This is a genomic window from Flaviflexus sp. (genome assembly GCF_052087705.1).
In the GTDB taxonomy this organism is placed as follows: domain Bacteria; phylum Actinomycetota; class Actinomycetes; order Actinomycetales; family Actinomycetaceae; genus Flaviflexus; species Flaviflexus ciconiae.
This window is the reverse complement of sequence record NZ_JBQCYC010000012.1, coordinates 19,490-44,929: the sequence shown is the minus strand read 5'-3', so window position 1 is coordinate 44,929 and position 25,440 is coordinate 19,490. Positions and strand designations below refer to the sequence as shown.

At 56.5% G+C, this 25,440-nt stretch carries 23 protein-coding genes, 2 pseudogenes and 3 riboswitches; of the genes and pseudogenes, 15 read left to right on the top strand and 10 right to left on the bottom strand.

Translation table 11 applies throughout. The features are described from left to right. The first annotated feature begins 255 nt into the window (after positions 1–255). From ACTHUY_RS07770 to ACTHUY_RS07755, 4 genes are all read left to right on the top strand, one after another. Positions 256–441: a hypothetical protein gene (locus ACTHUY_RS07770; protein ID WP_441675168.1), complete on the top strand. Its 186-nt coding sequence runs from the start codon at positions 256–258 to the stop codon at positions 439–441. A 40-nt stretch (positions 442–481) separates the two neighbouring features. Beyond that, a protein-coding gene (locus ACTHUY_RS07765; protein ID WP_441678354.1) for an IS3 family transposase occupies positions 482–1,674 on the top strand; the annotation gives its coding sequence in 2 pieces (ribosomal slippage) (positions 482–766 and positions 769–1,674; 1,191 coding nt in all). Then, the gene (locus ACTHUY_RS07760; RefSeq protein WP_441678352.1) at positions 1,671–2,132 is read left to right on the top strand and encodes a hypothetical protein; all 462 of its coding nucleotides are present in this window, start codon (positions 1,671–1,673) and stop codon (positions 2,130–2,132) included. Before ACTHUY_RS07765 ends, ACTHUY_RS07760 begins: the two co-directional genes overlap by 4 nt. A 156-nt stretch (positions 2,133–2,288) precedes the next feature. Further along, positions 2,289–2,615 (top strand): hypothetical protein, encoded by a 327-nt coding sequence (locus tag ACTHUY_RS07755; protein ID WP_441678350.1) that lies wholly within the window; start codon positions 2,289–2,291, stop codon positions 2,613–2,615. 56 nt (positions 2,616–2,671) lie between these two features. Here the strand turns inward: ACTHUY_RS07755 and ACTHUY_RS07750 are convergent, their stop codons facing one another. The 4 genes and pseudogenes from ACTHUY_RS07750 to ACTHUY_RS07735 form a co-directional block, all read right to left on the bottom strand. Continuing rightward, the gene (locus tag ACTHUY_RS07750; RefSeq protein ID WP_441678348.1) at positions 2,672–3,010 is read right to left on the bottom strand and encodes a nucleotide pyrophosphohydrolase; all 339 of its coding nucleotides are present in this window, start codon (positions 3,008–3,010) and stop codon (positions 2,672–2,674) included. 1 nt (position 3,011) lies between these two features. Next, on the bottom strand, positions 3,012–4,790 hold the full coding sequence (locus ACTHUY_RS07745) for a DUF2075 domain-containing protein (protein ID WP_441654339.1): 1,779 nt from the start codon (positions 4,788–4,790) through the stop codon (positions 3,012–3,014). A 342-nt stretch (positions 4,791–5,132) separates the two neighbouring features. Continuing rightward, positions 5,133–6,568, bottom strand: a pseudogene (locus tag ACTHUY_RS07740) (M3 family metallopeptidase). A 527-nt stretch (positions 6,569–7,095) separates the two neighbouring features. Then, the gene (locus tag ACTHUY_RS07735) at positions 7,096–8,187 is read right to left on the bottom strand and encodes a hypothetical protein (RefSeq protein ID WP_441678346.1); all 1,092 of its coding nucleotides are present in this window, start codon (positions 8,185–8,187) and stop codon (positions 7,096–7,098) included. Positions 8,188–8,521: 334 nt separating this feature from the next. On the opposite strand from ACTHUY_RS07735, the gene ACTHUY_RS07730 reads away from it, so the two are divergent. From ACTHUY_RS07730 to ACTHUY_RS07720, 3 genes are all read left to right on the top strand, one after another. Then, positions 8,522–10,261, top strand: a complete 1,740-nt coding sequence (locus ACTHUY_RS07730; protein ID WP_441678344.1) for a hypothetical protein — start codon at positions 8,522–8,524, stop codon at positions 10,259–10,261. A 229-nt stretch (positions 10,262–10,490) separates the two neighbouring features. Further along, positions 10,491–10,606: riboswitch (SAM riboswitch) on the top strand. A 15-nt stretch (positions 10,607–10,621) separates the two neighbouring features. Further along, positions 10,622–11,068 (top strand): hypothetical protein, encoded by a 447-nt coding sequence (locus tag ACTHUY_RS07725; protein WP_441675886.1) that lies wholly within the window; start codon positions 10,622–10,624, stop codon positions 11,066–11,068. A 192-nt stretch (positions 11,069–11,260) separates the two neighbouring features. Continuing rightward, a complete protein-coding gene (locus tag ACTHUY_RS07720) occupies positions 11,261–12,595 on the top strand; it encodes a DUF3320 domain-containing protein (RefSeq protein ID WP_441675884.1) in 1,335 nt (444 codons plus the stop codon). Between the two features lie 411 nt (positions 12,596–13,006). Here the strand turns inward: ACTHUY_RS07720 and ACTHUY_RS07715 are convergent, their stop codons facing one another. Both ACTHUY_RS07715 and ACTHUY_RS07710 read right to left on the bottom strand, forming a co-directional pair. Further along, positions 13,007–15,034 carry a M3 family metallopeptidase gene (locus ACTHUY_RS07715; protein ID WP_441675882.1) on the bottom strand — a complete coding sequence of 676 codons (2,028 nt, stop codon included), beginning with the start codon at positions 15,032–15,034 and terminating at the stop codon, positions 13,007–13,009. A 403-nt stretch (positions 15,035–15,437) separates the two neighbouring features. After that, positions 15,438–16,508 (bottom strand): GmrSD restriction endonuclease domain-containing protein, encoded by a 1,071-nt coding sequence (locus tag ACTHUY_RS07710; protein ID WP_441675881.1) that lies wholly within the window; start codon positions 16,506–16,508, stop codon positions 15,438–15,440. 284 nt (positions 16,509–16,792) lie between these two features. After that, a riboswitch (SAM riboswitch) is annotated at positions 16,793–16,908 on the top strand. 14 nt (positions 16,909–16,922) lie between these two features. On the opposite strand from ACTHUY_RS07710, the gene ACTHUY_RS07705 reads away from it, so the two are divergent. The 3 genes from ACTHUY_RS07705 to ACTHUY_RS07695 all read left to right on the top strand — a co-directional run bounded on the left by ACTHUY_RS07705 (position 16,923) and on the right by ACTHUY_RS07695 (position 18,649). After that, the gene (locus tag ACTHUY_RS07705) at positions 16,923–17,324 is read left to right on the top strand and encodes a hypothetical protein (protein WP_441675880.1); all 402 of its coding nucleotides are present in this window, start codon (positions 16,923–16,925) and stop codon (positions 17,322–17,324) included. Positions 17,325–17,466: 142 nt separating this feature from the next. Beyond that, a riboswitch (SAM riboswitch) is annotated at positions 17,467–17,582 on the top strand. Between the two features lie 10 nt (positions 17,583–17,592). After that, positions 17,593–18,012: a hypothetical protein gene (locus ACTHUY_RS07700; RefSeq protein WP_441675878.1), complete on the top strand. Its 420-nt coding sequence runs from the start codon at positions 17,593–17,595 to the stop codon at positions 18,010–18,012. A gap of 232 nt (positions 18,013–18,244) precedes the next feature. Next, positions 18,245–18,649, top strand: a complete 405-nt coding sequence (locus ACTHUY_RS07695; RefSeq protein ID WP_441675876.1) for a hypothetical protein — start codon at positions 18,245–18,247, stop codon at positions 18,647–18,649. Between the two features lie 78 nt (positions 18,650–18,727). Here the strand turns inward: ACTHUY_RS07695 and ACTHUY_RS07690 are convergent. The 3 genes and pseudogenes from ACTHUY_RS07690 to ACTHUY_RS07680 all read right to left on the bottom strand — a co-directional run. After that, positions 18,728–19,021, bottom strand: a pseudogene (locus ACTHUY_RS07690) (integrase core domain-containing protein); the annotation flags it as partial. A 181-nt stretch (positions 19,022–19,202) separates the two neighbouring features. Next, positions 19,203–20,534: a DUF2254 domain-containing protein gene (locus ACTHUY_RS07685; protein WP_441675874.1), complete on the bottom strand. Its 1,332-nt coding sequence runs from the start codon at positions 20,532–20,534 to the stop codon at positions 19,203–19,205. 106 nt (positions 20,535–20,640) lie between these two features. Next, positions 20,641–20,982, bottom strand: coding sequence for an alcohol dehydrogenase catalytic domain-containing protein (locus ACTHUY_RS07680; protein ID WP_441678342.1), 342 nt, complete (start codon positions 20,980–20,982; stop codon positions 20,641–20,643). Positions 20,983–21,141: 159 nt separating this feature from the next. Here ACTHUY_RS07680 and ACTHUY_RS07675 point away from each other — a divergent pair, with 159 nt between their 5' ends. The 3 genes from ACTHUY_RS07675 to ACTHUY_RS07665 all read left to right on the top strand — a co-directional run bounded on the left by ACTHUY_RS07675 (position 21,142) and on the right by ACTHUY_RS07665 (position 23,221). Next, positions 21,142–21,375: a type II toxin-antitoxin system ParD family antitoxin gene (locus ACTHUY_RS07675; RefSeq protein WP_441678340.1), complete on the top strand. Its 234-nt coding sequence runs from the start codon at positions 21,142–21,144 to the stop codon at positions 21,373–21,375. After that, the gene (locus ACTHUY_RS07670; protein WP_441675872.1) at positions 21,372–21,674 is read left to right on the top strand and encodes a type II toxin-antitoxin system RelE/ParE family toxin; all 303 of its coding nucleotides are present in this window, start codon (positions 21,372–21,374) and stop codon (positions 21,672–21,674) included. The genes ACTHUY_RS07675 and ACTHUY_RS07670 overlap by 4 nt, the downstream gene beginning before the upstream one ends. Positions 21,675–21,967: 293 nt before the next feature. Then, positions 21,968–23,221: an ATP-binding protein gene (locus tag ACTHUY_RS07665; protein WP_441675870.1), complete on the top strand. Its 1,254-nt coding sequence runs from the start codon at positions 21,968–21,970 to the stop codon at positions 23,219–23,221. Positions 23,222–23,376: 155 nt separating this feature from the next. Here ACTHUY_RS07665 and ACTHUY_RS07660 read toward each other — a convergent pair whose 3' ends face one another. Beyond that, positions 23,377–23,793 (bottom strand): DUF488 domain-containing protein, encoded by a 417-nt coding sequence (locus ACTHUY_RS07660; RefSeq protein WP_441675869.1) that lies wholly within the window; start codon positions 23,791–23,793, stop codon positions 23,377–23,379. Between the two features lie 138 nt (positions 23,794–23,931). Between ACTHUY_RS07660 and ACTHUY_RS07655 the strand changes: the two genes are divergently transcribed. Further along, positions 23,932–24,729 (top strand): sensor histidine kinase, encoded by a 798-nt coding sequence (locus ACTHUY_RS07655; protein ID WP_441655414.1) that lies wholly within the window; start codon positions 23,932–23,934, stop codon positions 24,727–24,729. After that, the gene (locus tag ACTHUY_RS07650; RefSeq protein WP_441675868.1) at positions 24,726–25,412 is read left to right on the top strand and encodes a response regulator transcription factor; all 687 of its coding nucleotides are present in this window, start codon (positions 24,726–24,728) and stop codon (positions 25,410–25,412) included. Before ACTHUY_RS07655 ends, ACTHUY_RS07650 begins: the two co-directional genes overlap by 4 nt. Positions 25,413–25,440: the final 28 nt, after the last annotated feature.

Here is a 25,440-nt window from a genome sequence, read left to right as displayed (position 1 = left end):
GATTATTCCGGCGTGAGTACCGTGACCGAGTGCATTGAAGAGTTTGCATCGGCATCGTTTCGGTGATTTCACGTGTTTCCTCCTGTGCCCTCCCACGCATTAAGATCGAGGTTATTGCTACGCATAACCCGACTTGGCTCAATTTGGAGTGGTGTGGGTCACTGCGAGCCTGTGATCTGTGGTGATGCGGGTTGGGAGACGGGTTTTTGGACACTAAATCGGGCTGGTTTTCGGGTGTGTTTATGATGAGTGTTTGTGAGCCTTTTCATTCGGACGGTGAAGACCGCGTCGGGAGCTACTGCGGTGCAGATTGTCTACTCCCACCGCCAGGGTCACCGGGAGTTCAAACAGGTTGGCTCAGCCCACACCGATGAGGAGCTAGCACTGCTGAAAGCCAAGGCTCGACTAGAGGGGAGTGCTGAAGGTTTAGGTGACATCTGATCTGGCTAGCCGGTGTGCTGGTCTGGAAAGGATGACAGTTATGCCAAGACCGTTTCCCCAAGAGTTCCGCGATGACGTCGTACGCGTTGCCAATAGTCGCGGCCCGGGAGTGACGCGCGACCAGATTGCCAAAGACTTCGGCATTCACGTAGGCACCTTGGATAAATGGATGCGCCAAGCAAAGATCGATGAAGGCGCTCAACTGGGACCGACACGTGCCGATGGTGATGAGCTGCGCGAGCTGCGTAAACGTAACCGGCTACTTGAGCAGGAAGTGGAAGTGCTGCGGCGAGCAACCGCGTATTTGTCGCAGGCACATCTGCCGGGAAAAGGCTCTACCCGTTCGTGAGCGAGCTCGCCGAGGACGGGATCCCCGTTACGGTCACGTGCCGGGTCTTCAAGCTTGCCCGTCAGCCCTACTACCGGTGGCTGGCCAATCCAATCACCGATACCGAGCTCGTGGAAGCCTACCGTGCCAACATTCTATTCGATGCCCACCTGGCTGATCTTGGGTTCGGGCACCGTCTGTTAGCCGATGTGGCACGCGAAGCAGGCCAAGACATAAGTGATCGCACCGCATGGAAAATTGCTTCCGATAACGGCTGGTGGTCAGTGTTTGGCAAAAAGCGGGCCAAGAACGCGAAGTTGCCCGGACCTGCGGTCCATGACGACCTGTGTGCCTGGATCGATGAACACGGCCGGGTCCGGCATGAATTCACTGCTGATGGGCCCAATCGGCTGTGGCTGACCGATATTACCGAGCACTGGACCGATGAAGGCTGGCTCTACCTGTGCGCGGTCAAGGATGCTTTCTCTGGCAAGATCGTCGGCTATTCCATGGACTCTCGCATGACATCTGATCTTGCCGTGGCCGCACTGGAAAACGCAGTAAGCATGCGCGGGCCAGTTGCCGGTTGTGTCGTCCACAGCGACACAGGCTCGCAGTTCCGTAGCCGAGATTTCTTGGCCGCGCTGAATCGCCACGGACTGGTCGGGTCAATGGGCCGGGTCGGGGCTGCTGGCGATAATGCAGCCATGGAGAGCTTCTTCGCTCTGCTACAGAACAACGTTCTCGATCGTCGGCGCTGGGCCACTCGTGACCAGCTGCGCGGTGCGATCATGGCCTGGATCGAAGGGACCTATCATCGTCGGTGCCGACAAGCAGGCTTGGGACGTTTGACTCCGATCGAATTCGAAACCATGATGAACACACCCGCCGCAACAGCGGCATGAAAACAAGCTGTCACCTAAACCTTCAGCAGACCCTCGCGTCCCAACAGTTTCTCGCACTCGCCCTCCAGGAAGGTTCGTTCGGCGCCTCGGACTGGCCACGGTGGTGGGGCGACTTGGCGCTTATGGCCGACGGTGCGGAGGTCCTTACCTACCTACGTGAGAAGGACTTCCTCGTCGAGGATTCGGGGCTGCTCATGATCGGCCCCCGCGCCGAGAAGGAGTTTGGACGACGGCATTTCATTGATCTGCTCTCCACATTCGTCGCTGACCTTGAGCTCCGGGTTGTCGCTGGTGTTCGAGAAATCGGATTCGTCTCGCCGCTGGCCCTTCCAGCTAAGGCGGATCGGGAATCGAGGCCGCTGGTACTCGCGGGTCGAGGATGGTTCGTCCGACATATCGATTGGGAGCGTTTCACGGTTTGGGTTGAAGAGATTCCCACAAAAGGCGATGTGAAGTGACCGTCGGAGGCTGTTGCACAATCGTTCGAGGTGAGCCAGGCAAAGCGGGAAGTACTGCTTGGAGCTTTGCCTGACGTCGAGTTGTAAAAGCGTATTCCGGCCGCGATCGACCGTCTCCGAGAAGAACGCGGTACAGAGGTCAGTGAGAGAGGCCTTGTGTTGAAGCCATCGAAGAAGGGTGGCTCGCGCTTATGGACATGGGCGGGGCTCAAGGCAAACGCAACGTTGCTTGCCGGACTGGGGCTCGAGGCGCAGGGAGTCGAAAACGACAGCATTCTGCTTCCGGATGGCGTCACCATAGACAACATCAAGGCGTCTGACCCCGACGCGGTGCCGCAGATTGGCGCAAACGCAGTTTCCGGCCTCAAGTTCTCGGCGGCATTGCCACCGGCCCTCGCTCTCAGGACGCTAGGGGAGCGCCTAACAGACCCGGCGGGAGCTTCAGCGACAGCTCAGACCGCTATCGTCAGTCTCTATTCGTGACCGTTTAACAATGCGGAGAAGCGGAAGAGAATAGGCAGACGGAGAAATGCACTTCCTCATTCCGCAGAGTTGTACTTTTCGCTGCTTCCGTAGGATTCTTCAATCGTGTACTTCTGCCGATTGGTCTCGAGCTTCTGCCTGATGATCGTCCCGGGATCAAAATCCAAGTCGTCCGCGAGCATCAGACAATAGATGAGGACGTCAGCAAGCTCCTCGGCCAACTCTTGTTGTGAGCCGCTGACCACGTCGTCCGCGCTCTTCCATTGGAATAGTTCTAGCAGCTCAGAGGCTTCAAGGCTGATCGACAGCGCAAGGTCCTTCGCATTGTGAAACTGTCTCCAGTTCCGCTCGTCTCTGAATTGATTGATTTCGTCGACAAGTTCTTGGATTTCCATCTTACAAAAGCCTTCCTGTCGAGCGGTGTAACGCGTCTCGCAACTCCTCATCGACCGCGTAAATGTAGAGTCCGTTGACTCCCCTTGTCAGCAGGACATTGAGTTCGTTTCGGATGAGGTGCTCGCCCATGTGTACCTTTGTGCCGTCCAGCAGAGTCCGCTTTTGCGTCGCCCCCTTATTGGCACTCTCGGTAGGGTCAAATACAACTCGCCCGTCACGGAACTTCACCGATGGCCCGACAATGACACCAGCGAAGTTGAGGTCGAAGCCCTGGATAGTGAAAGTCGATCCGACCTCGTCGATAGTATGGTCCATCTCCGCCCACGCCATATCCTTGAGCATCCGAGCCTCAGTTCGACTGAGCATTGGCATGGTTTCTCTATTCCATGGCATTTCCCAATCGTCGATGCGCACGGACCAGGTCCCGCCGTCCTCGGGCGATGAGCTGCTGCTGTAGGGCCAGTCGTACGTCGCCAAGAGGCGGGAGAGTCCCTTTTCCATCTCGGAATTGGAGTCTGCACGCTGCTGAATTGCAGAGTGCAGCTCGTGAGGCGAATCGAAGATCTTCAGCTCATATCCGTGATCGTCTCGTCCAAAGTCGTCCACGGGGGCTTCTGAAATCAGCTGTTCGTCGATGATTCGGCGCAGCCACCTGACCGTCTCTTCACTTGCGTCGATTCTCATCTGATTCTTTAACTCAACATGGTGGGTGGTCCGAGATCGTAGCCACTCCAGAGCGCTCGGCTCCCAATACTGATTGGTTCTGAGGATCTGGTTTTCGTCAAAGACCAGGACAACGACCTTAGCTCTGTCAAGCAGATCGGCGAGCTGATTTGAACCGCGATAGCTCTGCTTGCCCTGGGTCCAGAGAAGATGTCCCTCATCGACGAGGATCACTTCCGCCTTCTCATCGGTTGACCGAGAGTTGATGAATGACGTCGGCTTCGTGACGCGGTTGGGGTGCTTGTCTATGAGCCCCAATTTCTTTGCGACTTGCTGGTACACCGTGAGCTGCTCATCGTGATTCACCAAGAGGTATGCGTCGAGATCCTTGAACTCGAACGGATCATCGCCAGTCTCCTGCCCCTGGAAGAGCTCATAGAACAGCGAGCTGAGGAGAACTGTCTTCCCCGCTCCGGCCTCTCCTGAGACCATGATGAGCTGACCGTCTTGATGGTTCTCCAGAGCCGTCGAGATCAGCGCCAAAGCTTCACCCTTAGCATCAAGCTGCTCTTGCGTGAGTTTGTGAAAGGGTGATGCTTTGAAAAGCGCTGAATTCTTGATGAAGTCTTCAGCAGGAAAGAGCTTCTTGTTCCTCTTGCGTAAACCCCGCCATATCGACTCAAAGACTTCGTCAAATTCTGTATGCGTGTAGTACTTGTTCTGGGGGTTAGTTCGGCGGTTGTAAAGCTCCTCAATCAACTCCGATCCCGACAGGTAGAGCATGAGCCTGTTCTCGACATCGAGAGTAAGGGACTTATTGAAATACTGATGTCCTATGACGAACATTCTGCTTCCTGGCGAGGCTGCAAGGAGACGCCAGTCATCGCGGTCGCGTTCCAAATGCTGAAGAGTCCGGCTTCGAATATCGGTAGTCTCTCCGACGTAGACGCGGAACTTGGCGGATTCCTCGTGGAAGACGACGTACACCGTGGGGTAGTCGAGTAGAAAATTCGAGGCCCCGGAGCCGTTTGGTCTTGCCTTCAATTCGGAGATGAACGCGTCGAGAGACTCCCGCTTGAAGTCCAACTCTTCAATGTAGGGGGATTTCCGAACCATCAAATGCTCCTGATCATCTTCTCTCGTCCATACGACTCTAGTCGATAAGAAATGGGTTCCTTGATAAGGAGGGCTGTGGTCGTTGAGTGCCAACCAAACGAACGCCCGCCTTATGGCCCTTGGTACGTCATGGGATCGTCAGCTCCGCGGCGTTCTCGCGCTTTCAATTGTCCATCAACTGATGACGGGTCGGCTCGCCGGGGGAATGAAGGGCGTTACGAGGCATAGCGCCTCGTAACGCGGTACTGATGTGCGCAGTCGTGAATACAGGAATCAAGGTCTTGGTGCCGACGTCTCAGTGACTGTACCAGAACCTCTCCAATGCTCGGTCGACGCTCCTTTTCAGAGTCCCCTGCGTTCCAAGAGCGCCTCCGCCCTCGGCTCCCTTCCGCGCACACAAGTGAAGGACTCCATCGAATCCCTCGATGAACCCCGTGACAGCAGCTCTCGGCGCAGCTTCTCGCCTGCCTCTCGGTTGAGCCCGCCATCGCTCTCTCTGGCACCCTCGGAAGCGAACCACTGCTCGATGTCGGCGACCAGCACCTCGGCCCACATATACGAGTAGTAGCCAGCGTCGTATCCGCCGCTGAAGGTGTGCTTGAAGTAGGCGGTGCGGTAACGCGGCGGCACGAGCTCGTGGTAGACACCGAGATCCTTCAGTGCCTTCTGCTTGAACTCTCCAATTGCTGAAGAGCTCGGCACCTCCTCGGCGCTGATCTGGTGCCATGCCTGGTCGAGGAGCGCCGAGGCGACGAACTCGGTTGTGGCGAAGCCTTGGCCGAAGGTCTTCGACGCCGACAGCTTCGCCGCGAGCTCTGTCGGCAGCGGCTCGGCAGCTCGACGAAGGCCCTGGGAACTGCTGTTCCTGAGGTTGACACGTAGTACGTGTCCGACAGCAGTCCGTGAAGGGCGTGCCCGAACTCGTGGAACACAGTCTCGACCTCATCCCACGTGAGAAGCGTTTACTGCCCCGCGGGTGGCTCGTCGAAGTTCGAGTTGTTCATGATGACAGGCTTGGTGCCGGCCCGGCGCGACTGGTCGACCAGCGAGTGCATCCACGCACCGCCGGACTTGCCCTTGCGGGCGTAAAAATCGGCCTGGAACAGACCGATCGCCTCGCCGGACTCGTCGAAGACCTCCCAGGTCTGGACGGTGTCGACCTAGCCGGCGATGTCGGGGCGCGGAGTGAAGGTGAGGCCGAAGAGCTTCTCGGCCGCGTAGTAGATTCCCTTCTCCACAACATTGCTGAGAGCAAGATACGGCTTGAGGGCAGAATCACCGACCGTGACCTGGCCGCGGAGCTTCTCCTGATAGAAGGCCCAGTCACCTGCCTCGAGACCATCGTTCAAGGGGTCGTCCTCGACGAGCGCGCGAAGATTCTCCTGCTCGCGGTCGACAGCCTGGACCGCGCGTGAAGCAACGGAGGTGAGGAGATCGATGATGCTCTGAGAGTCGCCTGCCATCCCCTTCATCGCCACCACCTGGGCGTGATGCGGCTGGCCGAGGAGGGTCGCGCGTTCGGCTCGCAGCTTGGCGATATCGACGACGAGCTGACGAGTGTCAGACGATTTGAAGTCGCCGAGGCCGCGCCTAATGGACGCATCGAGAAGTGCCCGCCGGGTGGCGGGATTTGGGAGATCCGCCTGGAGTGGCTGGTTGGTGAAATTGAGGAGCGGAATGCGGAATGTGCCGGCCTCCTGCTCGAAGCTCGCGATCTGCTCGTCGCTCAGCCCTGCCAGTCCGTCGCGCGAATGGACGATGAGCGCGTTGTCGTCCATGGCCTTCGTGGCGCGTTGGCTGAAGAGAATCTCAAGGCAGGACAGCTGCGAGTCGATCTCCTTCAGCTTCGCCTGTTCCTCCTCGGACATGTCGATGCCCTTGAGTCGGAACTTCTTGAAGGTGTCCTCGACGAAGTGATGCGTCTCCTCATCAGCCTCGCTCAGGTCGACCGCCTCGAAGCGCTCGAACATGCGACGGTCGAGCCAGAACGCATTCGTGTGTACAGTGAGCGCCGGACCGAGTGTGGCCTGGATCTTCTCGAGTTCGGGACCGCCCATTGACGAGAAGAGCGTGAATGCCGGGGCGAGTGCGTGATTGGTGACGTCATTTGACTCATCGAAAGCCACCACGGTGTTCCAGACGGTGGCGGGTTCCGTGTTGGTCGCGATCCCCTCCGACTGCGTCCGCTGATCTTCCATGGCCGCGCGGGCTACCGGAATCATGTGCTCGAGCTTGATAAGGCCCCAGTCGGGCGATCCGTGCGGCAGGGTAGATAGGTGCGGAGAGGGTTGTGCACTGGACGGATTTACTCCTCATCAAGCCCAAATGCAGTTGATACCTGTTCGATGGTGAACTGTTGACGGAGTCGGGTAGCGCTGTTCTGGTTGGCGAACATTCCGGTTCTCCAGAAACCCTGACCGCTGGGGACTGTGTGGGTCCAGTGGACAGGGGCGGCCCATTCAGCAACGTTGTCGTCTTCATCTCCGTTGTGTCTGTAGTTGCCATCAAGTGCGAGTGACGCCAATAGAGTCTCGACTCCCTTGTATTCAACTTTGAGCTCATCGAAGCGTTCAGCTTCGCCAAGTACGGTACCGACTCCCACATACCCATCTTTGGGAATGCATGTGAAGACACGTGCGCCCGGCTTAAGGTTCTTCAGAGTTCTGCTGAACCACTCGCCACCGCCTGCGGACACGAATCCATACTTCCTCCCATCGGACCACTGTCGACCGCCTTCATACTCGCCGAAGGACACATACCAGTCGGTACCGTTCCAGGGCTCGCGGGTCTTCGATCGGCGCGAAGATGCTGATGCAGGCGCGGCTTGGCTCGTCGCCTCAACAAGCCAAGAGCGTGCGAAGTATGAGTTTCCGCCATCGACAAAGTGTCGGAAGAACACCACGTTGATGGGAAGCGCATACTCCTCATGGAGGAAGAGAACAATACGTTCAGTTGCGGGATCCACGCTCGATGCCACGATAGTGAGGACCTGAGAGGCGTTCACCTCGAGCGGCAGCGTTTCGTTGAACATCTCCGCGAAAGCTTCTTCAAGTGCAACGCCCGGCTGGTAATCTTCGAAGATTGCTTGAATATCAGCTCGACCAAGAGTCGCCACCCACGAGCCATAGTCAATGACCTGGGCTGTGGTCTCCCGCGGAGTCTTATCTCTCTTCAATTCGATGACATAGACAGCAGCGGTTCCATCAAGAGCAAGGAGGTCAATGAAACCACCGTGCGCCGTCGGCACCTGGCGGCCAATAATAAGGAGTGCCTCGCCGAGCATTGAAGCGTCCGACTCAATGTACGACTCGAGCTGAGATTCGAGGCTGACAGCCGTCGGGACGACTCGTGTTAGCTTCTCGCCATCTACTCGCCAAAGCCCCATTTCAACAGGCATGACATCTCCACTCGCATTAGGATTTCAGGTTTCTTCTCCTAGCCTACTTTGATCTCCACAAGGTGGATGCACCAACAGCTCATGAGCTGCACTCGGAGCGACTGGCCGGACTTCGTCGGCGCGGTTGAGACCTTGCTCTGACTATGCGAAGTGCGTAGATGCTTGAATCACCCCTGAAGGCGTAGAGGGGAGAATTGTCCAACTCCTGAGCGAAACAATTCATGAATAGTTCGCTGGAATCGTGTCGCAGCGCCTTGGGGTTTCGGTGAGAGTGACCGGCGGATTGCTCTTCTGTAGGGTGGATCCCCTAACAGGCACGTCAGGGGGTTACGGCATGAAGGTGAAGAAGATGATTGCTGTGATAGCTGCCGGATCAGCGGTCCTTGTTGCCTGCTCATCTGCAGATAACAGCACTGCTGATGGTAGCGAGCGCTCTTCGGATGACGGCGCTCAAGAGTCTGTTGATGAGAGAGAGCGGGGCGACGGGGCCGGTGAAGAAGCGGAGCCTGCAGAAGAGGCAGTTGCGGTGGTTGTCGAACCCACGTCGCTTCTTGTCATCGGTGCTGAAGCGAGCGAAATATCGATTGCGATGAGTGAGCAGTTCTTTGAGTCCTCACCCGGAGCTGTTGTGACTGATGAAAAGCTTGAGCTGGAGGCGTCTTCGCTCGGCATGGCCTATGCCGTGCCTGTCCTTGTCGAAGGAGACGGGATTGTTGACGAGCTGGAGCGGCTTGATGCAACCTGGGTGATCACCGTCGGCGTCGAGCTCGAGGACATGGAAGACGTAGAAGCCATCCCCGCAGTCCTTCCTGCAGAAGCGGAAGAGGAGTCTGGCTCTGAGGATAGCGCCGAGGATAGCGCCGAGAGTGCTGAGGATAGGGCTGACCCCGGTGTGACTGGTGAGGAGTCAAGCGTGCCGGATGAAGGGGAGGAGGCTGAGGCCGATCCTTCCCTTACGGTCGTGACGCCCGAGGGAGAAGACCTTGATGCTCTGCTTTCTTTGGCTGAAGGGGAAGCCTTTATTGCTCCGCAGTTGACTGATGTTGAGCTGGAGCATGGCATTGATCTGCTCGATGGGGTTGTTGTGCTGACCGATGGCAGCTCGATTGCGGCGGTGGGCACGGCCCGTGCGGCTGGTGCGGCCATTGTCCTGTCCCCGGCTGACCCCCGCGGGTCGAGTGAAGCTATTCAGGTAGCCGAGTCTGCCGACATTGTTCTCGGGCTGTTCGAGGAGGAACTTGAGGACTTTGAGTGGCAGCTGGCTGCCGCATCAACCGGTGTTGAACTGCCGGGTGGGACCCAGCATGTGTTCGGGGGGAAGCGCTACATTGCCCTGTACGGCTCACCCATCACACCAGCACTTGGGATCCTCGGCGAACAGGATGTTCCCTCCACTGTTGCTCGTGCTGAAGAGATGACGGAGCCATACCGAGCTCTGACTGATGACACGGTTGTGCCGGCCCAGGAGATCATCGTGACCGTGGCAGCCGGCGCACCGGGTGATGACGGAAACTACTCCAACGAAGGCCCGATCGAATGGTTTATTCCCCTCATCGAAGCCGCGGGAGATGCGGGCCAATATGTCATCCTCGACTTCCAGCCCGGCAGAACTGACTTCCTTACACAGGTCCAACAATACGAGGAGCTGCTCGCCTACCCGCACGTGGGAATAGCTCTCGACCCGGAGTGGCGGCTTGGTCCCGATGAAGAGCCACTGACACGGATCGGCCATGTAGAGATCGATGAAGTGAATGAGGTGATTGCCTACCTCAGCGACTACGTCCGGGAGAGCAATCTTCCCCAGAAGATGGTCGTCCTCCACCAGTTTCAGCTTCAGATGATCCGCGATAGGGACCAGCTCGATCTATCTCGCTCTGAAGTTGCTCTGCTGATCCATGCAGATGGTCAGGGGAGCCAGGGGGCAAAAGCGGGCACCTGGCATGCCCTCCACCAGGATGCTCCAGAAGGAATAGCGTGGGGATGGAAGAACTTCATCGATGAAGACTTTCCCATGCTCACCCCGGAAGAGACCTATGCGGTGGAGCCGCTGCCGGAGTTTGTGTCCTATCAGTAGGTGATGTCAAAGCCCCGCGTGCTTCGGTGAAACCCGCTGGAGCGTCGTGAGTTGCTGGTAACGGCATCTAATTTTTGACGGGCTGGTGTTCGCAATGATGAGTAAGTGGGAGCATTCGTCCCTATTAGTCCGCCTCGACGGGCGGGTTTTATGGGCCGAATAAACCTTGTCAATTGTTAATCGGATTAACAGTTGACAAGGTTCCTAGAGGTATATATTCTGGAGCGTAGATCGAGAAGTTCGACGCTAAGCCCCTCGGCTAGTCGACTAGCAACCGCGTTACGTGCACGGTGCTCCTGAGGGAAGATCGGCCCCCGCGCAAAAGCTCGGGCGGAAGAACGAAATTTAAAGGAATGTTCCATGATGGATCACGGTCCTTCTTTCGGGAGCAATGCTCCCAGCTCTGAAGATATTCTAGAGCGTGAATTGGTGGCTCTTAGTTTCACCTCCCCGTCAGGTCGAGCCGTTGGTATCGCGCCGGCGGCCCCGCTGTGTCCCATGTATGTGGCCGGCCACAGCATCCACGCTATTCATGCGCGTCATGCGGTGGAAAGCACGGATTGGGTACCTGCCCGCATCGTCGAAGTCGACGGTCATTATATTGAATGTGAAACCGTGAAGGGTCGGTTCCGGCGGTGGAGCCATAACCCGGTGCACCTGCGTAGGGGTGCTGAAGTCCCTGCGTTGCTGCCCAATGTAGAAGTCCTGTGGTGCGAGCGGTACTACATTCTGAAAGTTGAAAGTGACGGAATCGGCCAGCTGTTCTCCTTGGGGGAGGGAGAGGTTTCCTCGTGCAAGGGCTCCTGAGGGGCTGATGTCGGATAGTTCCCCTAGCCGACTGTATTAGCTCTGCTGATGGCTTCCGGCACGCGGTGTGCCTGCCGGAAGCCATAACGGGGGCCTGAGTGCCGGTTCTGGAATGCATTGGGTTGAAAGAGTTCAATCATCGTCGATGCGAGGCCGGTCTTGAAATCATTCGTTTTGTAACAGGAGAAAGTAATGCTTAACGAGCATGACTTATCCCTAAGCGGCAGGGATTCTGTAGGTCGCAATAAAGAATTCGACATTCCTTTCAATTCTCACTATGTCGCGGGACTCTCTCATCAGCGGGATGGCGGCGTTAGCCGGCCAGTGCTTTCATCGACAGTGGAGAATGTTCACTCCGTGCCCCATTCTGAGAGAGACGAGAGCCGAGCGATAGTCGGCCAGGTTTTGGAACTTCTTTCCCCCCATCTCCAGAGGCTTCTGGATGAGCGGTTCGCTGAGGCAGTCGAAAAGCGTCGCGGAGAAGTTAACCTGACTATGTCGTGGGTTGAATGCCTTGAAGGTGTCGATAGGGCGCGAGGCAGGACGCCTCTGCCACTGTCGTCGGGGGACCCCCAGTCCCAGCTGCGGGCACTGACCGAATCGATGGGTAGCTTCGGCTTTGTCTTCGATGTGCCTCGCCGCCGTGATGTGTCCTGTAACGGGCAGGTCTTGCGGGTCGCCCGCAATGACTTTGTGCATCAGCGAGACTTCTTAATTCCAGAGGTCTATCGAATCTGCGATGCCGCGACGGTCGTTCTTTCGATACTCGGGAAAGGCTTGCGAGATGACGCTCTTGAAACTTTGAAACATAGCGCTCTCAAGAGGCTTTGGCAGCAAGCGGTGGCGATGCGAGAAAGTAGGGCATCAGAGACTAGTCAGCGTGACACGCGGGCCAGCTCCAGTCGCGCCGAGCCTTCGACCGTACGGTCTGTGAATCTGGAATCACCGACGAAGGACTTGGAAACCCTTTCCCACGAGCGTGCGAACGATAATGGACCCCTGCCATTTGCTTCGTGGAACGAGCGTCATGTGGGTACCGCCGAGGAGTTGGATTCCATTCGATCGGGAGCGACCAAGAAAAAGATCCAGGCTCTTATTCGCGAAGTTGTTGCGTGTGAAGGACCGATTCACATTGACCGACTTAAAACCCTCGTTGGAAAAGGCTTTGGCCTTAGCCGAGTGAGGGGGTCGCGTGTTGACCAGTTGATATGGCAGATCAAATCTAGTGCTCTACATATCGACCAGCACCGCTTCGTGTGGCCAGATGGTCTTGATCCGTCGACTTGGCGCGGTTTTCGCACGCGCGAGTCCGGCCCAAATCTTGAAGAGGTTTCACCTCGTGAAATCGCAAATGCCTACGCATACGCTCGTGCACTAGATGAGCTTTACTCTGAGGAAACGCTTGAGAGGTTGACTCTCAGGATGCTCGGCGGAAAGGTGATGAGCACGAGGTCGAGGAATGCGATACGTCGAGCGCTTGCGTTGTATTTCACTCTGCCGGAGATGCGTGAATACGAGGCTGCCTGATTCACCTGATGTGGGAACGAGTCGGTCCAGCGCTGCCCTCATTCCCGCACAGGCGGGCTAGGGAGGGTGCCGGCCTCAACTTTGTTGTGCAGTGCGCGAGCTGACTCTCTTTCTACAGAGGTCCAGGGCAAAAGGTGGGTCTTCAGGGATCTCGTCTAAGAAGCGAGGGCTGACGTAGACGGCAACGACTGCCCCAACAATCCACCAGCGACGCTTCACGCTATGTCCTCATCTATCCACAGGTGAAAGTTTTCACCAACGTAACCGTCAGTGAGGGCGAAAACCTGGGGTGAAAGCCCCATGGGAATTAAGTCGTTTGTGACGGACTGTTCGGCTGAAAGAGGGGGTCCAATTGAACGGGACGCAGAAGGGGTCGACTCATTAGAGCCGACCCCTTCTGCGATGAAGGACTTAGAGGCCCCTACGCTCCAGCAGTGCCTCCGCACGAGGCTCCCTGCCGCGCACAGCCTTGAAGGTCTCCATGGGGTCGCGCGATGAGCCGCGTGAGAGGAGCTCGGAGCGGAGAATATCGCCGGCTTCTCTGTTCAATCCGCCATCGCCATTCTTCGCAGCTTCGGACCCGAACCACTGCTCAATGTCGGCCACGAGGACTTCGGCCCACATGTACGAGTAGTAGCCGGCATCGTAGCCGCCGCCGAACGTGTGCTTGAAGTAAGCACTCCGGTAGCGGGGCGGGACCAGGTCGTGGTGAACTCCGAGATCCTTGAGAGCCTTCTTTTCAAAGGCCTCGATCTCATCGGAGGTCGGCACCTCGTCGGCACTGATCCGGTGCCAGGCCTGGTCGACAAGAGCAGATGCGATGAACTCGGTTGTTGCGAAGCCCCGGCCGAATGTCTTCGAGGCTGAGAGCTTAGCTACGAGATCCTCGGGGAGGGGCTCCCCGGTCTCGTGGTGCACGGCGTACTGGGAAAGGACCTCGGGGTGGTATGCCCACATCTCAAACAGCTGGCTCGGCAGTTCAACAAAGTCCCTCGGCACTGCTGTGCCCGATGTTGATGCGTAATACGTGTCCGAGAGGAGACCGTGCAGAGCATGCCCGAACTCGTGGAAAACAGTCTCAACCTGATCCCAGGTGAGGAGCAGATCCTGGCCGGCGGCCGGCTCATCGAAGTTCGAGTTATTCATGATGACGGGCTTCGTGCCCGCTCTGCGTGATTGGGTGACGAGGGAGTGCATCCAAGCACCGCCCTGCTTGCCCTTGCGGGCATAGAAGTCGGCCTGGAACAGTCCGACTGCCTCACCAGACTCATCGAACACTTCCCATGTCTCAATCGTGTCGACGTAGCCCTTGATGTCAGGGCGCGGGGTGAAGGTGATGCCGAACAGCTTCTCGGCCGCGTAGAAGATGCCCTTCTCGACAACGTTCGTGAGTGACAGGTAGGGCTTAAGAGCAGCATCATCGACAGCGACCTGGCCGCGGAGCTTCTCCTGGTAGTAAGACCAGTCGCCAGCCTGAACACCATCGCCGGTGCTGTCTGCGTCGATCAGACCCTTCATGTCCTCAAGTTCGCGGTCCACTGCTTCCACTGCCCGTGTGGCAACAGAGGAGAGGAGGTCGATGATGTTCTGCGAGTCTCCTGCCATGCCCTGCTGTGCGACAACCTGGGCGTGATGCGGCTGGCCGAGAAGCGCTGCGCGCTGGGCGCGGAGAGTCGCGATCGCGGTGACGATCTCACGAGTATCTGAGGACTCATGCTCACCAAGACCACGGCTCATCGATGCATCGAGCAGAGCCCGGCGCGTTGCCGGGTTCGTCAGATCAACCTGGAGGGGCTGGTTCGTGAAGTTGAGGAGCGGCAGGCGATACGTGCCGTCGTCCTGCTTGTAGGACTCGATCTGTTCATCGCTGAGCCCAGCCAGCTCCTCGCGTGAGGATACGGTCAGGGAGTAATCATCCATGGCCTTCGTGGCACGCTGGCTGAACAGGATCTCAAGGCGGGACAGCTCGGAATCGAGTCCCTTCAGTGTCTCCTGCTCCTCGGCTGGCAGATCAATGCCCTTGAGGCGGAACTTCTTGAGAGTGTCCGTGACGAAGTATGTTGTCTCCTCATCAGCATCGTTCAGGTCGATCGAGTTGAAGCGGTCGAATAGGCGGCGGTCGAGCCAGAAAGCGCTCTGATGTGCGGAGAGCTCAGGGCCAAGAGCTGCCTGGATCTCATCTAGTTCATCCCCGCCCATCGAGGAGAACAGGGTGAATGCGGGTGCGAGAGCACTGTCAATAACATCGTTCGACTTATCGAAAGCAACAACTGTGTTCTCTACCGTTGCAGGCTCCGGGTTCGATGCGATGGTCTCCCACTGCTGCCTCTGAGCCTTTAACGCTTTATGAGCGGCTGGAAGGATATGCTCCGGCTTGATTGCCTCCCAGTCAGGGACTCCGTAGGGCAGGACAGATGGTGTCAAAAGAGGATTCGTCATACAACGATGCTAAACGAGATTGATGGCGCAGTTCTCCCGCCAGTATTCCCTGCCGCCCCTGAAATCATTGTGCTGGTTGAGGTATCTCAACTGAGAGGAGTTCAAACCAGCCGGATGCTCCATTGGAGCTGAGGCTCTACAACTAACTTCCAACCTAACTTCACACTTAACTTCACACCCTGTGAAGTTAAGTGTGAAGTTAGGTGTGAAGCTGACTCTCTGCTCGTGCCTGCGGATGCTCAAATCTCTTGCAAGCCCAATGTTTGTCGCGTGCCGCAGGCGGTTGAATCGTCATCCTCTGCAGGTGTGAAGCTCCGGCAGGATTCACTTCTGCCCGTGAGGTTAGGTGGGGGTGGACAGTGTGGTGAGTACGCCGCGTCGTAATGGATGATGGCTGACTGCGCTATTCGCAGGCGATACCGTCCCTGTCCCCGTCCATCTGAACCCGGTAGCCGGGCTCGCCTTCGAGGATAGGAGCGGCGCCGGCCTCTCGTGCTTCCGTGCAGTTGGTGTAGTACACGTCCTCGGGTGATACGGGGCTTGGTGCGGGGGTGGGTGCCTCAGTTGTTGGCGCTGCTGGCTGAGGGTTGCTCTGATGGATGTTGCCCGATGGGATGACAGGGACGGAGTCATCGGCCTCGGGGATTGTCTGATCAGGGCACGATGACAGGATCTGGATGATTGCGTCCTTCTCCGCAGCGGTAACCCACAGGCTGTACTTTGCTTTAACGCCGACCTGGTGGGCGACATAGTCGCAACGGTAGGACTTATTGCTCGGCAGCCATGTTGCCGCATCGCCCGCTCCCTTCTGCGAGTTGCTGCGACCGTCAACAGCGAGAAGATTGAGAGGATCGTTGGCGAAGAGCTCGCGATCATCGGCAGACATCTGCTGTGCACCCTTCTGCCATGCATCGGACAGTGCGACCACGTGGTCTATCTGAACCTCTGAGGATGTCGACTGGCCGCGTTCGAACAGAATGGTGTCACCCGTGTATGGGCTGATGATGGTCCCGGTCAGGACAACGCAGTCCCTTGTCCCGGGCTTGAATGTTTTATCCGTGAGGTCGCGGCTCAATATGTCATTGCGAGTATCGCAGCCGTTTCGGTCGATGTCTGCCCATCTTTGACCAAAGAGCTCCCGGTCATAGCCGGTCTTCGGTGCACGTCCTTTTACTTCAAGAGTCTCGACCACCTCGGTAGCGAGGAGCCCGTCAGTATCAGCTGTGGTGACGCTCTGTTCGGGAGTTGTTGATTCCTCAGTAGCGGTCGGTGTTTCAGTCGGTTCAGGCTCCACCGTCGCATCGACGGTGATCAGCTCTTCTTGTTCGTCTTCCTCTGACGGGACTATCGAAGCAGGCTCTTTAGTTTCTTCATGAACTTCGACAAGCTCTGTGCCCTCGGTGGTCTCTTCTGAGAAATACGTGCCGGCACCAACAACAGCAACAGCTCCGAATACCCACCAGCGAAGCTTCATTCTCAGTCCCCAATTTTTAAGTCTTGTGAGTTCTCAACAGTCCGAGTGTAATCGGGGTCGGAGGCGGAAATGTGGGCCCTATAGTTGGCAGGCTATGCATTCAAGCACATGTTGACGGCCACTGTTCTGGGTACGTCCCCTCTCCAAATAATTCGGCTCCGCCATGACGATCAGCTCAGAGCGAGCCCGGATCTCTTCGTTGCTGATACAAGACAGGTGGAGAGAGGGGCGGGAAGAAAATCAACAAATTTCTGTCCGACCCCCGTGTGCATAATAGAAACATCGATCAAGAAGTTCGACGCTAAGCCCCTCGGCTAGTCGACTAGCAACCGCGTCTCGCACACGGTGCTCCCGAAGGAAGATCGGCCCCCGAGCAAAAGCTCGGGCGGAAGTATGCGATATAGGAAAATTCTTATGAACCCCATGGACGATGCGCCGGATGCGCACGAATACATTTTCATCGAAGGCCCAGACGTCACTGTGGAAGACTGCAGTAAATACAAGTCTGGTCACCGTGTCCATTTCATCCAGGTCCGGCTTGCCTCTGAGGAGCGGAGAGTCGCGGCCGAAGTGACCGCGGTAGATGGTCATTACATCGACTTCAGAACAGAAGCAGGCACCCAGCGCCGCTGGAACCACGACCCCCAGCGCCTGCTCAAAGTGCAGGAGATAGCTGCCCGGGACCCCGAGGCGAGGACTGTCTGGTCGGAAAGATACCACCTCCTGACCGTGTACTCGAAAGAGCCCAGCGGGTCTGTTGTCGGAACTCCAGTCACGCTTGCGCCGAGCCCAACGGACTGCGGCTACAGCCTGTAAGCCGCTGCCGAGGGCAGCCGAATCGCAGTGTGTTCTGACCATTGAAATCAGCTGTTTCAGCTGAGCTCTCGAGGTCGAAACACGGGTCGGGTAGAAAAGCAGAATATTTCTGTCCGACCCGTGGGCCCATAATAGAAGTATCGATCGAGAAGTTCGACGTGAAGCCCCTTGGCTTGTCGACTGGCAACCGCGTATCGCACACGGTGCCTCCAAGGGAAGATCGGCCCCTGGGTAAAAGCCCAGGTGGAAGCGAGCGAAAAAGGACATCATGAACGACGACAACCACCATGAGGCGCATCCTCCGGCGGACGATAAGAACAGATTCACCGAGGTCTACTCCGGCAGCACATGCCGGTCCGGCGAGAACGGCCACTATCTTTCCGCCGAAGACTACGAAGCAGCGGACCAGGACACCTGGGAAACCGTCATCCTCACCGGTACCCATGGGAAGTTCATCCACATCATCTCGGGCGAAGGCTCAACGCGGGTATGGACTCACTCCCGTTTCCTGGTGACATCGATCCGCCTTCTGCACTCTGAGGGCGGAAACGTTGAACTGCACAAGTCGAAGGGAATCCTACGAGCGACGAATGGCCTGATAAGAGCGATCACCAGAGTGGCAGCGGAGGTCACTCCATGCGAGTACTCGAGGCCTGAGCTGCCAAAACCTCTACCCCGAAGCATCTAACCTTCATCAACCTCGAATCAGTGCGGGAAGCATATAGCTCCCCGCACTGATTCATCTCTTTCACCGCGATAGCGGTGTCTTCTCAGCGGTGCAGCCACGAGGCTGCGCCGCGTCTTCGCACTCAGTGCCACAGGATTTGACAGATATTCAATCACCCATGGTGGGGCACTGCCTGGCTCAGGTCGTGCCCCACTCGATTGCCCTGGCGGGGCTAGATACGGATAGGACAGATATGTTCGAGCACGAACACCAGGCCATGCGCTTTTCCAAGAAGACTTTCGAATGGAGCGAAATCCTTGTTTTTGACAGTGTCGAGAAGGCCTTCTGTCAGCATCGCCGCCCTCATGTCACCAAAGTTGAAGATGCTAAAGCGGCTCTTCACGGCAGGTGGGATGAGGTGATCGTTGCCGGAGTCGATGCTCCCTACGTCAATTTTGTGACGAGTGAAGGCCTGATGCGGATGTGGGCGCATGAGCCTAACAAGATTGAAGCTCTCCGTATCCGGGTCGAGGACGGTGACGACGTGTGGTGGTCTGAAGAAGCTCAGATGATCGCAGTGACGTTTGAAGAGTTGACTGTCATGATCGGCCTTGAAGAAGGAGAGGCCACGGAATGTGTTGCTCTCGAATGTGAGTAGCTAGCCAAGGCTGTGGAAACGACACTAGCCTTGCGGTTAGGCCCGGGGTCTGCTGAAGGTTTAGGTGACAGCTTGTTTTCATGCCGCTGTTGCGGCGGGTGTGTTCATCATGGTTTCGAATTCGATCGGAGTCAAACGTCCCAAGCCTGCTTGTCGGCACCGACGATGATAGGTCCCTTCGATCCAGGCCATGATCGCACCGCGCAGCTGGTCACGAGTGGCCCAGCGCCGACGATCGAGAACGTTGTTCTGTAGCAGAGCGAAGAAGCTCTCCATGGCTGCATTATCGCCAGCAGCCCCGACCCGGCCCATTGACCCGACCAGTCCGTGGCGATTCAGCGCGGCCAAGAAATCTCGGCTACGGAACTGGGCGGGAAACCCTCAAACGCAACCACTGATTCAGTTGCGGAAAAGAGTCAGTGGCGCACGCGTGGAAAGGCTCGAGGATATCGTTTTCTGGCGAGATTCTCTTATTAAACTTGAGAGGATCTCATAACGCCTGAGAGAGCCCCCCTAGGCCTGAGAGAGTCTGGTTAGATCTGAGAGCGTCTCTTTAGGCTTCTGAATTTTCGGGCCGAATGGTGTCGGGACCTTCTGTCTTGCCTTCCCAGATTTCCTGCGCGTGCTTAACGGCGGACTGGAAGTGGTCAGCGGCAGCTATCTCGAGGTCATCGAGCATGTCCTCCATGAGCTTCGGAACAAGGGCAGAGTCGGTTCCGTAGTAGTGGATCTCTGCCACCACTTCGTGGAGCATCTCAGAGATTGATTGGGGTTTGTGAACTACCCGTACGTTCCCATCATCGTCAGCCATGTAAGGACTCGGCTCAATAACTGTGACAAGGTGCCGGAAGATCCGGTGGATCTCGTGAATCGACTGTGCTGCCGTGGCCGGGTCGTTGACGCTGGCCGAGAGTGCCCGCTCGGTGATGTCAACTAGCTGGCGTAGTCCAAAGGCAACATCCTGGTGGAGTTCCCGCTCGGTATGTACTTCGAAGGACGAATGGATGAGCCTGATGTCAGCGTCGCTGAGCTCGCCATCCCACCACACTCGTAGGAGTGGCTGGCCGGCAAGAACGAACTCGCCAACCGATCGGTCGATCGTAATGATGGCGTCATTGCGTTCAGCCCACGTCATGAGCCTGCGGTAGTTGATCCACACGAGAGCACCGTGACTATTTGCTTCCACGCTCTCTCGTGGATCGCCGGGATTGGGGGACCAGCCCGGCCCCATGCTCGGACCAACCTCTGTGTCTTCGATTGGGTAGAGACGCTTAGCCAGTGCGACTGTCTCATCGCCTATCTCAGAAATAGCATTGGCCACTCGCATGGAACCCATGATGATGCGAATAAAGGCGAGGAAGAATCCGAGACAGCCAAGAACAAGGATAAAAGCAAGGGAGACTGATGCTCGGGGAACGAATCCCGTGAGCTCCTCATCATCGGTCCACACGTTACGGATCACCGTCAGCGAGTAAATGAAAGTACCGAGGAAAATTCCCATGGTGGCTTGAACAACCCGGTTCCGGAGAAAACCGGACAGCATGCGGGGACTGAACTGGCTGGCCACCAGCTGGAGAACAACAAGAGTGATCGAGAACGTCAAGCCAGCAACGGAAATAGTAGCTGAGGCAATCGTTCCAAGAACCTCACGAGCAGCATCCGGGCCGCCAGCAAACACGAAATCAAGCGTTGACTCCGGCAGGTTCTTCTCCAAAGAGGGAAGGAACATTCCAAGTAGCAGAGAGACAAGAACGCAGGCTGCCGGCACCGACCAGAACGGACTCCACATCCGCACCCACCAGGTGCGCTTAGGGATATCGGGGATCGCACCTCGGAACCGGTAAACATCTGCCGCGCTACTGGAATTCTGATCGTTGTTGCCCACACCAGCATTGTCACACTAACGGGAGTCAAGCGGTGCTGCTATGTGGGGAATGCTGGTAGTGCTGGGTAAAGGAGCTCTCGGTGTTGTAAGTGGCTTTGTATGGAGGCTACTCGGAATGAGAGTGGTTGGAATACAAAGCCCAGGATGTTTGGTGGGGGCTGAGCGAAGCACAGGGGGTACCAACATCGAACGGGTCTTGTCCACTACGGTTCTCGACAACAATGCAAACATTCTCGTGGCCTCGTACTCGCACCGTACCGGGTGAGTACATGCGATGCTCGCCACGCGCAATCTTCAGATCGGTGCCGCAGATACCGGCGGCAGCGACCTCAACTACGAGTTCGCCCTCGCCCGCAGTAGGGGTGTCTTTCTCGACAATCTTCAGGCTTCCGTCGCTCTGATACTCGTATGCCAACATGTCAGCTCTACATCGATAGACATGGCTCACGCAGAAAAGTGTGGCCACCTCCAACACTACGCCGAGATGAAAGGAAGTGAGCTGATAGGAATGTGGAACTGATAGTGAAAACGTGCGCGGTTTTTGTCCAGATGGGGTTGGAGCCCACCCAGCGGTGACCGCAATACCAAGAATTGGTATTGTAGGTGCATGGCTCGTAATACATCGATCAGTCTTGATGATCATTTTGCTGACTTTCTTGCGAAGGAAGTCGCCTCCGGTCGTTACGGATCCGTGAGTGAGGTTGTCCGGGCAGGCCTTCGTCTGCTCGAGGGTCAAGAGCTTCATTTGGCGGCCCTGCGTTCAGCTCTTGTTGAAGGAGAGGAAAGTGGCGCGCCGGAGGAGTTTGATTTCGATGAATTTCTTGCGGCAAGGCGGCCGTGAAACCTTATCTCCTTGTTCCCGCTGCACAACGGGATCTCTCTGCGATCTGGGACTACACGCTTGAGGTGTGGGGCGCGGCTCAAGCCGAGCTATATATAGATGACTTGCGGGATGGGATCGAGAAAATTGCGGCAGACCCGTCCCGAGGGCACCGATGCGACGACATTCGAGAAGGATACCGTCGTTATTCAGTGCGGAGTCATATTGTTTTCTACCGGGAGCGAAGCGACGCCGTTATCGTGGTTAGAGTGCTGCACAAACGAATGGATGTATGGCAACACGTAGGGGCTGTTGAATGAATGGGAGACCGCTTTGTTGCTTCTAGGTCGATTCGATAGAGGCTCCCATGATGATTACCCAGCTCATATCAGGCCCGGCAGTACTGTAGGAATCTAGCTCACGCTGAGGGGCACGGCCCTCACGCAAATTGTTGCTCTGAGTAAGTGAGAATTCTGGTTACTAATCACAGATAAACGCTGAGGTTTCGACATTTAAGAATTGCGAAATGGGGAATAAAAGTCTTGCTTTACGGGGAGTGAATCCATTGCAGAATGGGGAGTAAAACCGTTGCGGAGTGGGGTATGGTGGCGTCATGGCCTATTATCCTCGAGTTGCGGACAGTGTGCTCAGTGAGCTTCTGGGTGGGATGGGTGCCGTCCTCATTGAGGGGCCGAGAGCCTCTGGAAAGACCTCTACTGCACTCCAGCAATCTGCCAGCTCGATCCGACTGGACCGGTCGCCTGAGCTAGTGCAACTTGCTGAGCTCAGCCCTGGTGAGCTCTTGCGTGGATATACGCCTCGTTTAGTTGATGAATGGCAGCTTGCTCCCACCCTGTGGAATGCCATACGCCAGGAAATTGATGAGCGTCAGAAACGCGGACAGTTCATCTTGTCGGGTTCTGCGATGCCACACGACGACGTAACCAGGCATTCCGGTGCGGGACGTTTTGGAAGACTGCGAATGCGCACAATGTCCCTGGCCGAAAGTAGGGCTTCGTCAGGTGAAGTGTCGCTGTCCGGATTGGCGCCAGGCGTGAGAGTACAGGCCACGTCTTCACTTACGTACCGAGATCTCGCCGAGCAGGCAGTGCGAGGTGGGTGGCCCGGGCTGCTGGATGCTACAACCAGACAAGCAATCGTATTCAATCGTTTCTATGTGGACGATCTGTGTGAAACCGAGATCGTAGAGGTGACCGGAATCCGGCATAATTCGGAGCATTTGCGTCGCCTTATCGAATCGGTCTCTCGAAATATCTCGGCGGAAGCAACGTTGAAGAGCCTTTCTGCTGATATTTCAGGTAATAGCGACCACCTTGATCGAAAGACGGTCTCGAATTACATGGACGGCCTCAGGCAGGTCTTTGGGCTCGATGAACTACCAGCCTGGAGTGTTTCCCTACGCTCTCGTTCACGTCTGCGGACCTCTCCGAAGCTACACCTTGCTGATCCCGCTCTAGCATGCGCCGCCCTAGGCGTTGGAGTCGATCGGTTGGCTCGTGATCCCGAGTACTTCGGCCAAATTTTTGAATCAATGGTTGTGAGAGACCTTCGTGCCCTCGCCAGTGTCGAGTTCGGCCGAGTTTGTCACTACCGTGACAATACTGGCCTGGAAATCGACGCCATCATTGAATACCCAGAAGACGGCAAATGGGGTGCCTGTGAGGTCAAGCTTGGATCCTCCAAGATCCCCGATGCTGAACGCAATCTCCTGAAATTGAGGGATGAACGGGTCGACTTGGACAAGCTCGGAGAGCCATCCTTCCTTGCTGTCATTACCGGTACCGAGTATGCATACACGCTTCCAAGCGGTGTTCATGTCATCCCGTTAGGGGTGCTGGGGCAGTAAGGTAGACGTTGCCATTTACTCCGGTGAGAGAACGGACTTGACTAGGTTGCCCGGATCTTGGTGGGTAATCAGGAAGCTGTTGCAATGCGTAGATCGTTCATCGGGCTGGGAGTCGCTGGTCCCCAATGCGGACCCCGCGAGCACGCTGTTTTAGGCTAAGCCTTGCTCTCCAGTAGTTCCGAGACCTCTCTGATAACTAGGCTTCGATGGCACTGCGAATGGTCGGACTCGTAGCAAAGGACAATCACAGTTCCACCCGATGCGAATTCGGCCAAGCTATGGATCGCAAGCTGCCCCTCCGGGGCACCTAGAATCTCGGTCGCAAATCGTGCGTGAGCTTCCTGCTCCAATAACGTATTGCGTTGACGTAGCTCTCTCAGCTCAGCATTCTCAGTCTTTGACGGGGCGGGCTCGTGACTGTCGTGGGCGCGGGCTTCACGTAAGCACTTATCGAGCGTGCCGACATGGATGCCGAAGTCTTTCGCGATGTCATCACGGGTGACTCCAGGATCGCGGTTCAACACGATATGGACAACGTCCTCGCGGAACTCTTGAGGAAATGGAGTAGGCATAATCATCGTCCTTCCAGACCAGCCCACAGGCTAGCCAGCACAGATGTCACCTACTCGTTCAGCAGTCCCGACTGCGGTTTTAGACTCGAGGTAGTTCACATTGCGGCGAGTTTGTGCGCCATGTGAGAGGATTCGAAAATGCCACTTCTCCCCATTGCGCTTCTGTTGCTCCTCGTAACCAGTTTGGGTACCTGCGTGGTGTTGATTCGCAAGATCAAGAAACTGGAATACGAGGTTGAGGAACTCCGGGATGAGGCTGAGGAGAGAGAACGAAGACCAGCCATCATCGCTCATGAAATTAGAACTCCGTTGGCACTCGTTCGTGGTGCTGCGGAACTTCTTGCAGAGCAAACTCCCGGACCGCTAAACGATCGACAGCTCGAATTTGTCGAGACAATTACCGAAAATTTATCGCAGGTCATCGACATCTCGGAGAATTTCATTTCGCAGGTGCACTTGGCGGAGAACCCTGAAATCCAGAATTGGGAAACCGTAAATGTGCGGGATGTCGTATACGAGACTGCGCGGAACTTGCGGAAGGTGACCAGCGTACCGATACATGTGGATGCCCGTGGTGGCCCAATGCCAATCGCTTCGGATCCGAAACTCATCCGACAGCTCGTTTGGAATCTCGTGAATAATGCGGCAAGGCACGCGGGTGAGGGAGTGCCAGTATCGGTCCGTATCTCCCCATCTGAGAGCGGTGGAGTACTCCTGTCGGTGAACGATTCGGGCTCGGGTATGGGGGAGGAGGATCTCAAGAAGCTGTTTACGCCGTTTGCTACGGGTTCTTCCCGAAGGTCAGGTAGTGGCATTGGCATGATGGTAACGAAACAGATTGTTGAAGCACATGGAGGGAAAATAATGATCGACTCTGAGAAAGGGTATGGAACCGCTGTTCTCGTCGCGTTGCCGGCAGGTGGTGGGCGCCTGTGACTAAGCCGGTTGCCCTCATCGTCGATGACGAAAAGCAGATGACATCAATTGTCTCCTTTGCACTGGAAGTGCAGGGTTTTGATTTTCATACCGCCCACAATGTGGCCGATGCCTGGCGAATTCTCAATACCTATTCGATCGATATTGTTGTCCTGGATGTTATGATGCCTTCCGGCTCAGGTATCGACCTTACGCATCGGATCCGCACGTTGTCGTCCAGCATCCCCATCATCCTGCTGACCGCCCTTGGCGCGGAGAAGGACAGGATTGCTGGCCTGGAGGCGGGGGCGGATGACTACGTGACAAAACCATTCAGTCCGCGAGAACTTGCGTTGAGAGCACACGCCATTGTGCGTCGGTCCAATTCGCGATCTGATCACGACTTTGTGGAGTACGGTTCACTTCTAATTGACCGCACGAGATTGGTGGCTTCTTGGAAGGGCCGCCACCTGGATCTGTCGGACACGGAAGTCCGTTTGTTACTGGCTTTGTCCGGAGGTGACATCGTGAGCCAAAGGGAAATCCTCAATAGGGCGTGGGCAACGACCGAGATCGTTGGTGGGCGTGAAATGGTCAAGACGACCATCTATAGGTTGAGGCGGCAGCTGGCCAATCTGGAGGTTGAGGGCCTCGAAATCGAATCTCACAGGGGTCTGGGCTATTCCCTGAACGTTGAGGAATAGCTATTTCTTTGGCTGACCTCGTTCTTGG

Excerpts from the sequence above, each read along its gene's own strand:
- ACTHUY_RS07695 (WP_441675876.1), top strand. The coding sequence starts at position 18,245 with ATGTTCGAGCACGAACACCAGGCCATGCGCTTTTCCAAGAAGACTTTC.
- ACTHUY_RS07745 (WP_441654339.1), bottom strand. The coding sequence starts at position 4,790 with ATGGTTCGGAAATCCCCCTACATTGAAGAGTTGGACTTCAAGCGGGAG.
- ACTHUY_RS07730 (WP_441678344.1), top strand. The coding sequence starts at position 8,522 with ATGAAGGTGAAGAAGATGATTGCTGTGATAGCTGCCGGATCAGCGGTC.
- ACTHUY_RS07760 (WP_441678352.1), top strand. The coding sequence starts at position 1,671 with ATGAAAACAAGCTGTCACCTAAACCTTCAGCAGACCCTCGCGTCCCAA.
- ACTHUY_RS07725 (WP_441675886.1), top strand. The coding sequence starts at position 10,622 with ATGATGGATCACGGTCCTTCTTTCGGGAGCAATGCTCCCAGCTCTGAA.
- ACTHUY_RS07750 (WP_441678348.1), bottom strand. The coding sequence starts at position 3,010 with ATGGAAATCCAAGAACTTGTCGACGAAATCAATCAATTCAGAGACGAG.
- ACTHUY_RS07655 (WP_441655414.1), top strand. The coding sequence starts at position 23,932 with ATGCCACTTCTCCCCATTGCGCTTCTGTTGCTCCTCGTAACCAGTTTG.
- ACTHUY_RS07715 (WP_441675882.1), bottom strand. The coding sequence starts at position 15,034 with ATGACGAATCCTCTTTTGACACCATCTGTCCTGCCCTACGGAGTCCCT.
- ACTHUY_RS07720 (WP_441675884.1), top strand. The coding sequence starts at position 11,261 with ATGCTTAACGAGCATGACTTATCCCTAAGCGGCAGGGATTCTGTAGGT.
- ACTHUY_RS07675 (WP_441678340.1), top strand. The coding sequence starts at position 21,142 with ATGGCTCGTAATACATCGATCAGTCTTGATGATCATTTTGCTGACTTT.
- ACTHUY_RS07665 (WP_441675870.1), top strand. The coding sequence starts at position 21,968 with ATGGCCTATTATCCTCGAGTTGCGGACAGTGTGCTCAGTGAGCTTCTG.
- ACTHUY_RS07660 (WP_441675869.1), bottom strand. The coding sequence starts at position 23,793 with ATGCCTACTCCATTTCCTCAAGAGTTCCGCGAGGACGTTGTCCATATC.
- ACTHUY_RS07710 (WP_441675881.1), bottom strand. The coding sequence starts at position 16,508 with ATGAAGCTTCGCTGGTGGGTATTCGGAGCTGTTGCTGTTGTTGGTGCC.
- ACTHUY_RS07700 (WP_441675878.1), top strand. The coding sequence starts at position 17,593 with ATGAACGACGACAACCACCATGAGGCGCATCCTCCGGCGGACGATAAG.
- ACTHUY_RS07735 (WP_441678346.1), bottom strand. The coding sequence starts at position 8,187 with ATGCCTGTTGAAATGGGGCTTTGGCGAGTAGATGGCGAGAAGCTAACA.
- ACTHUY_RS07705 (WP_441675880.1), top strand. The coding sequence starts at position 16,923 with ATGAACCCCATGGACGATGCGCCGGATGCGCACGAATACATTTTCATC.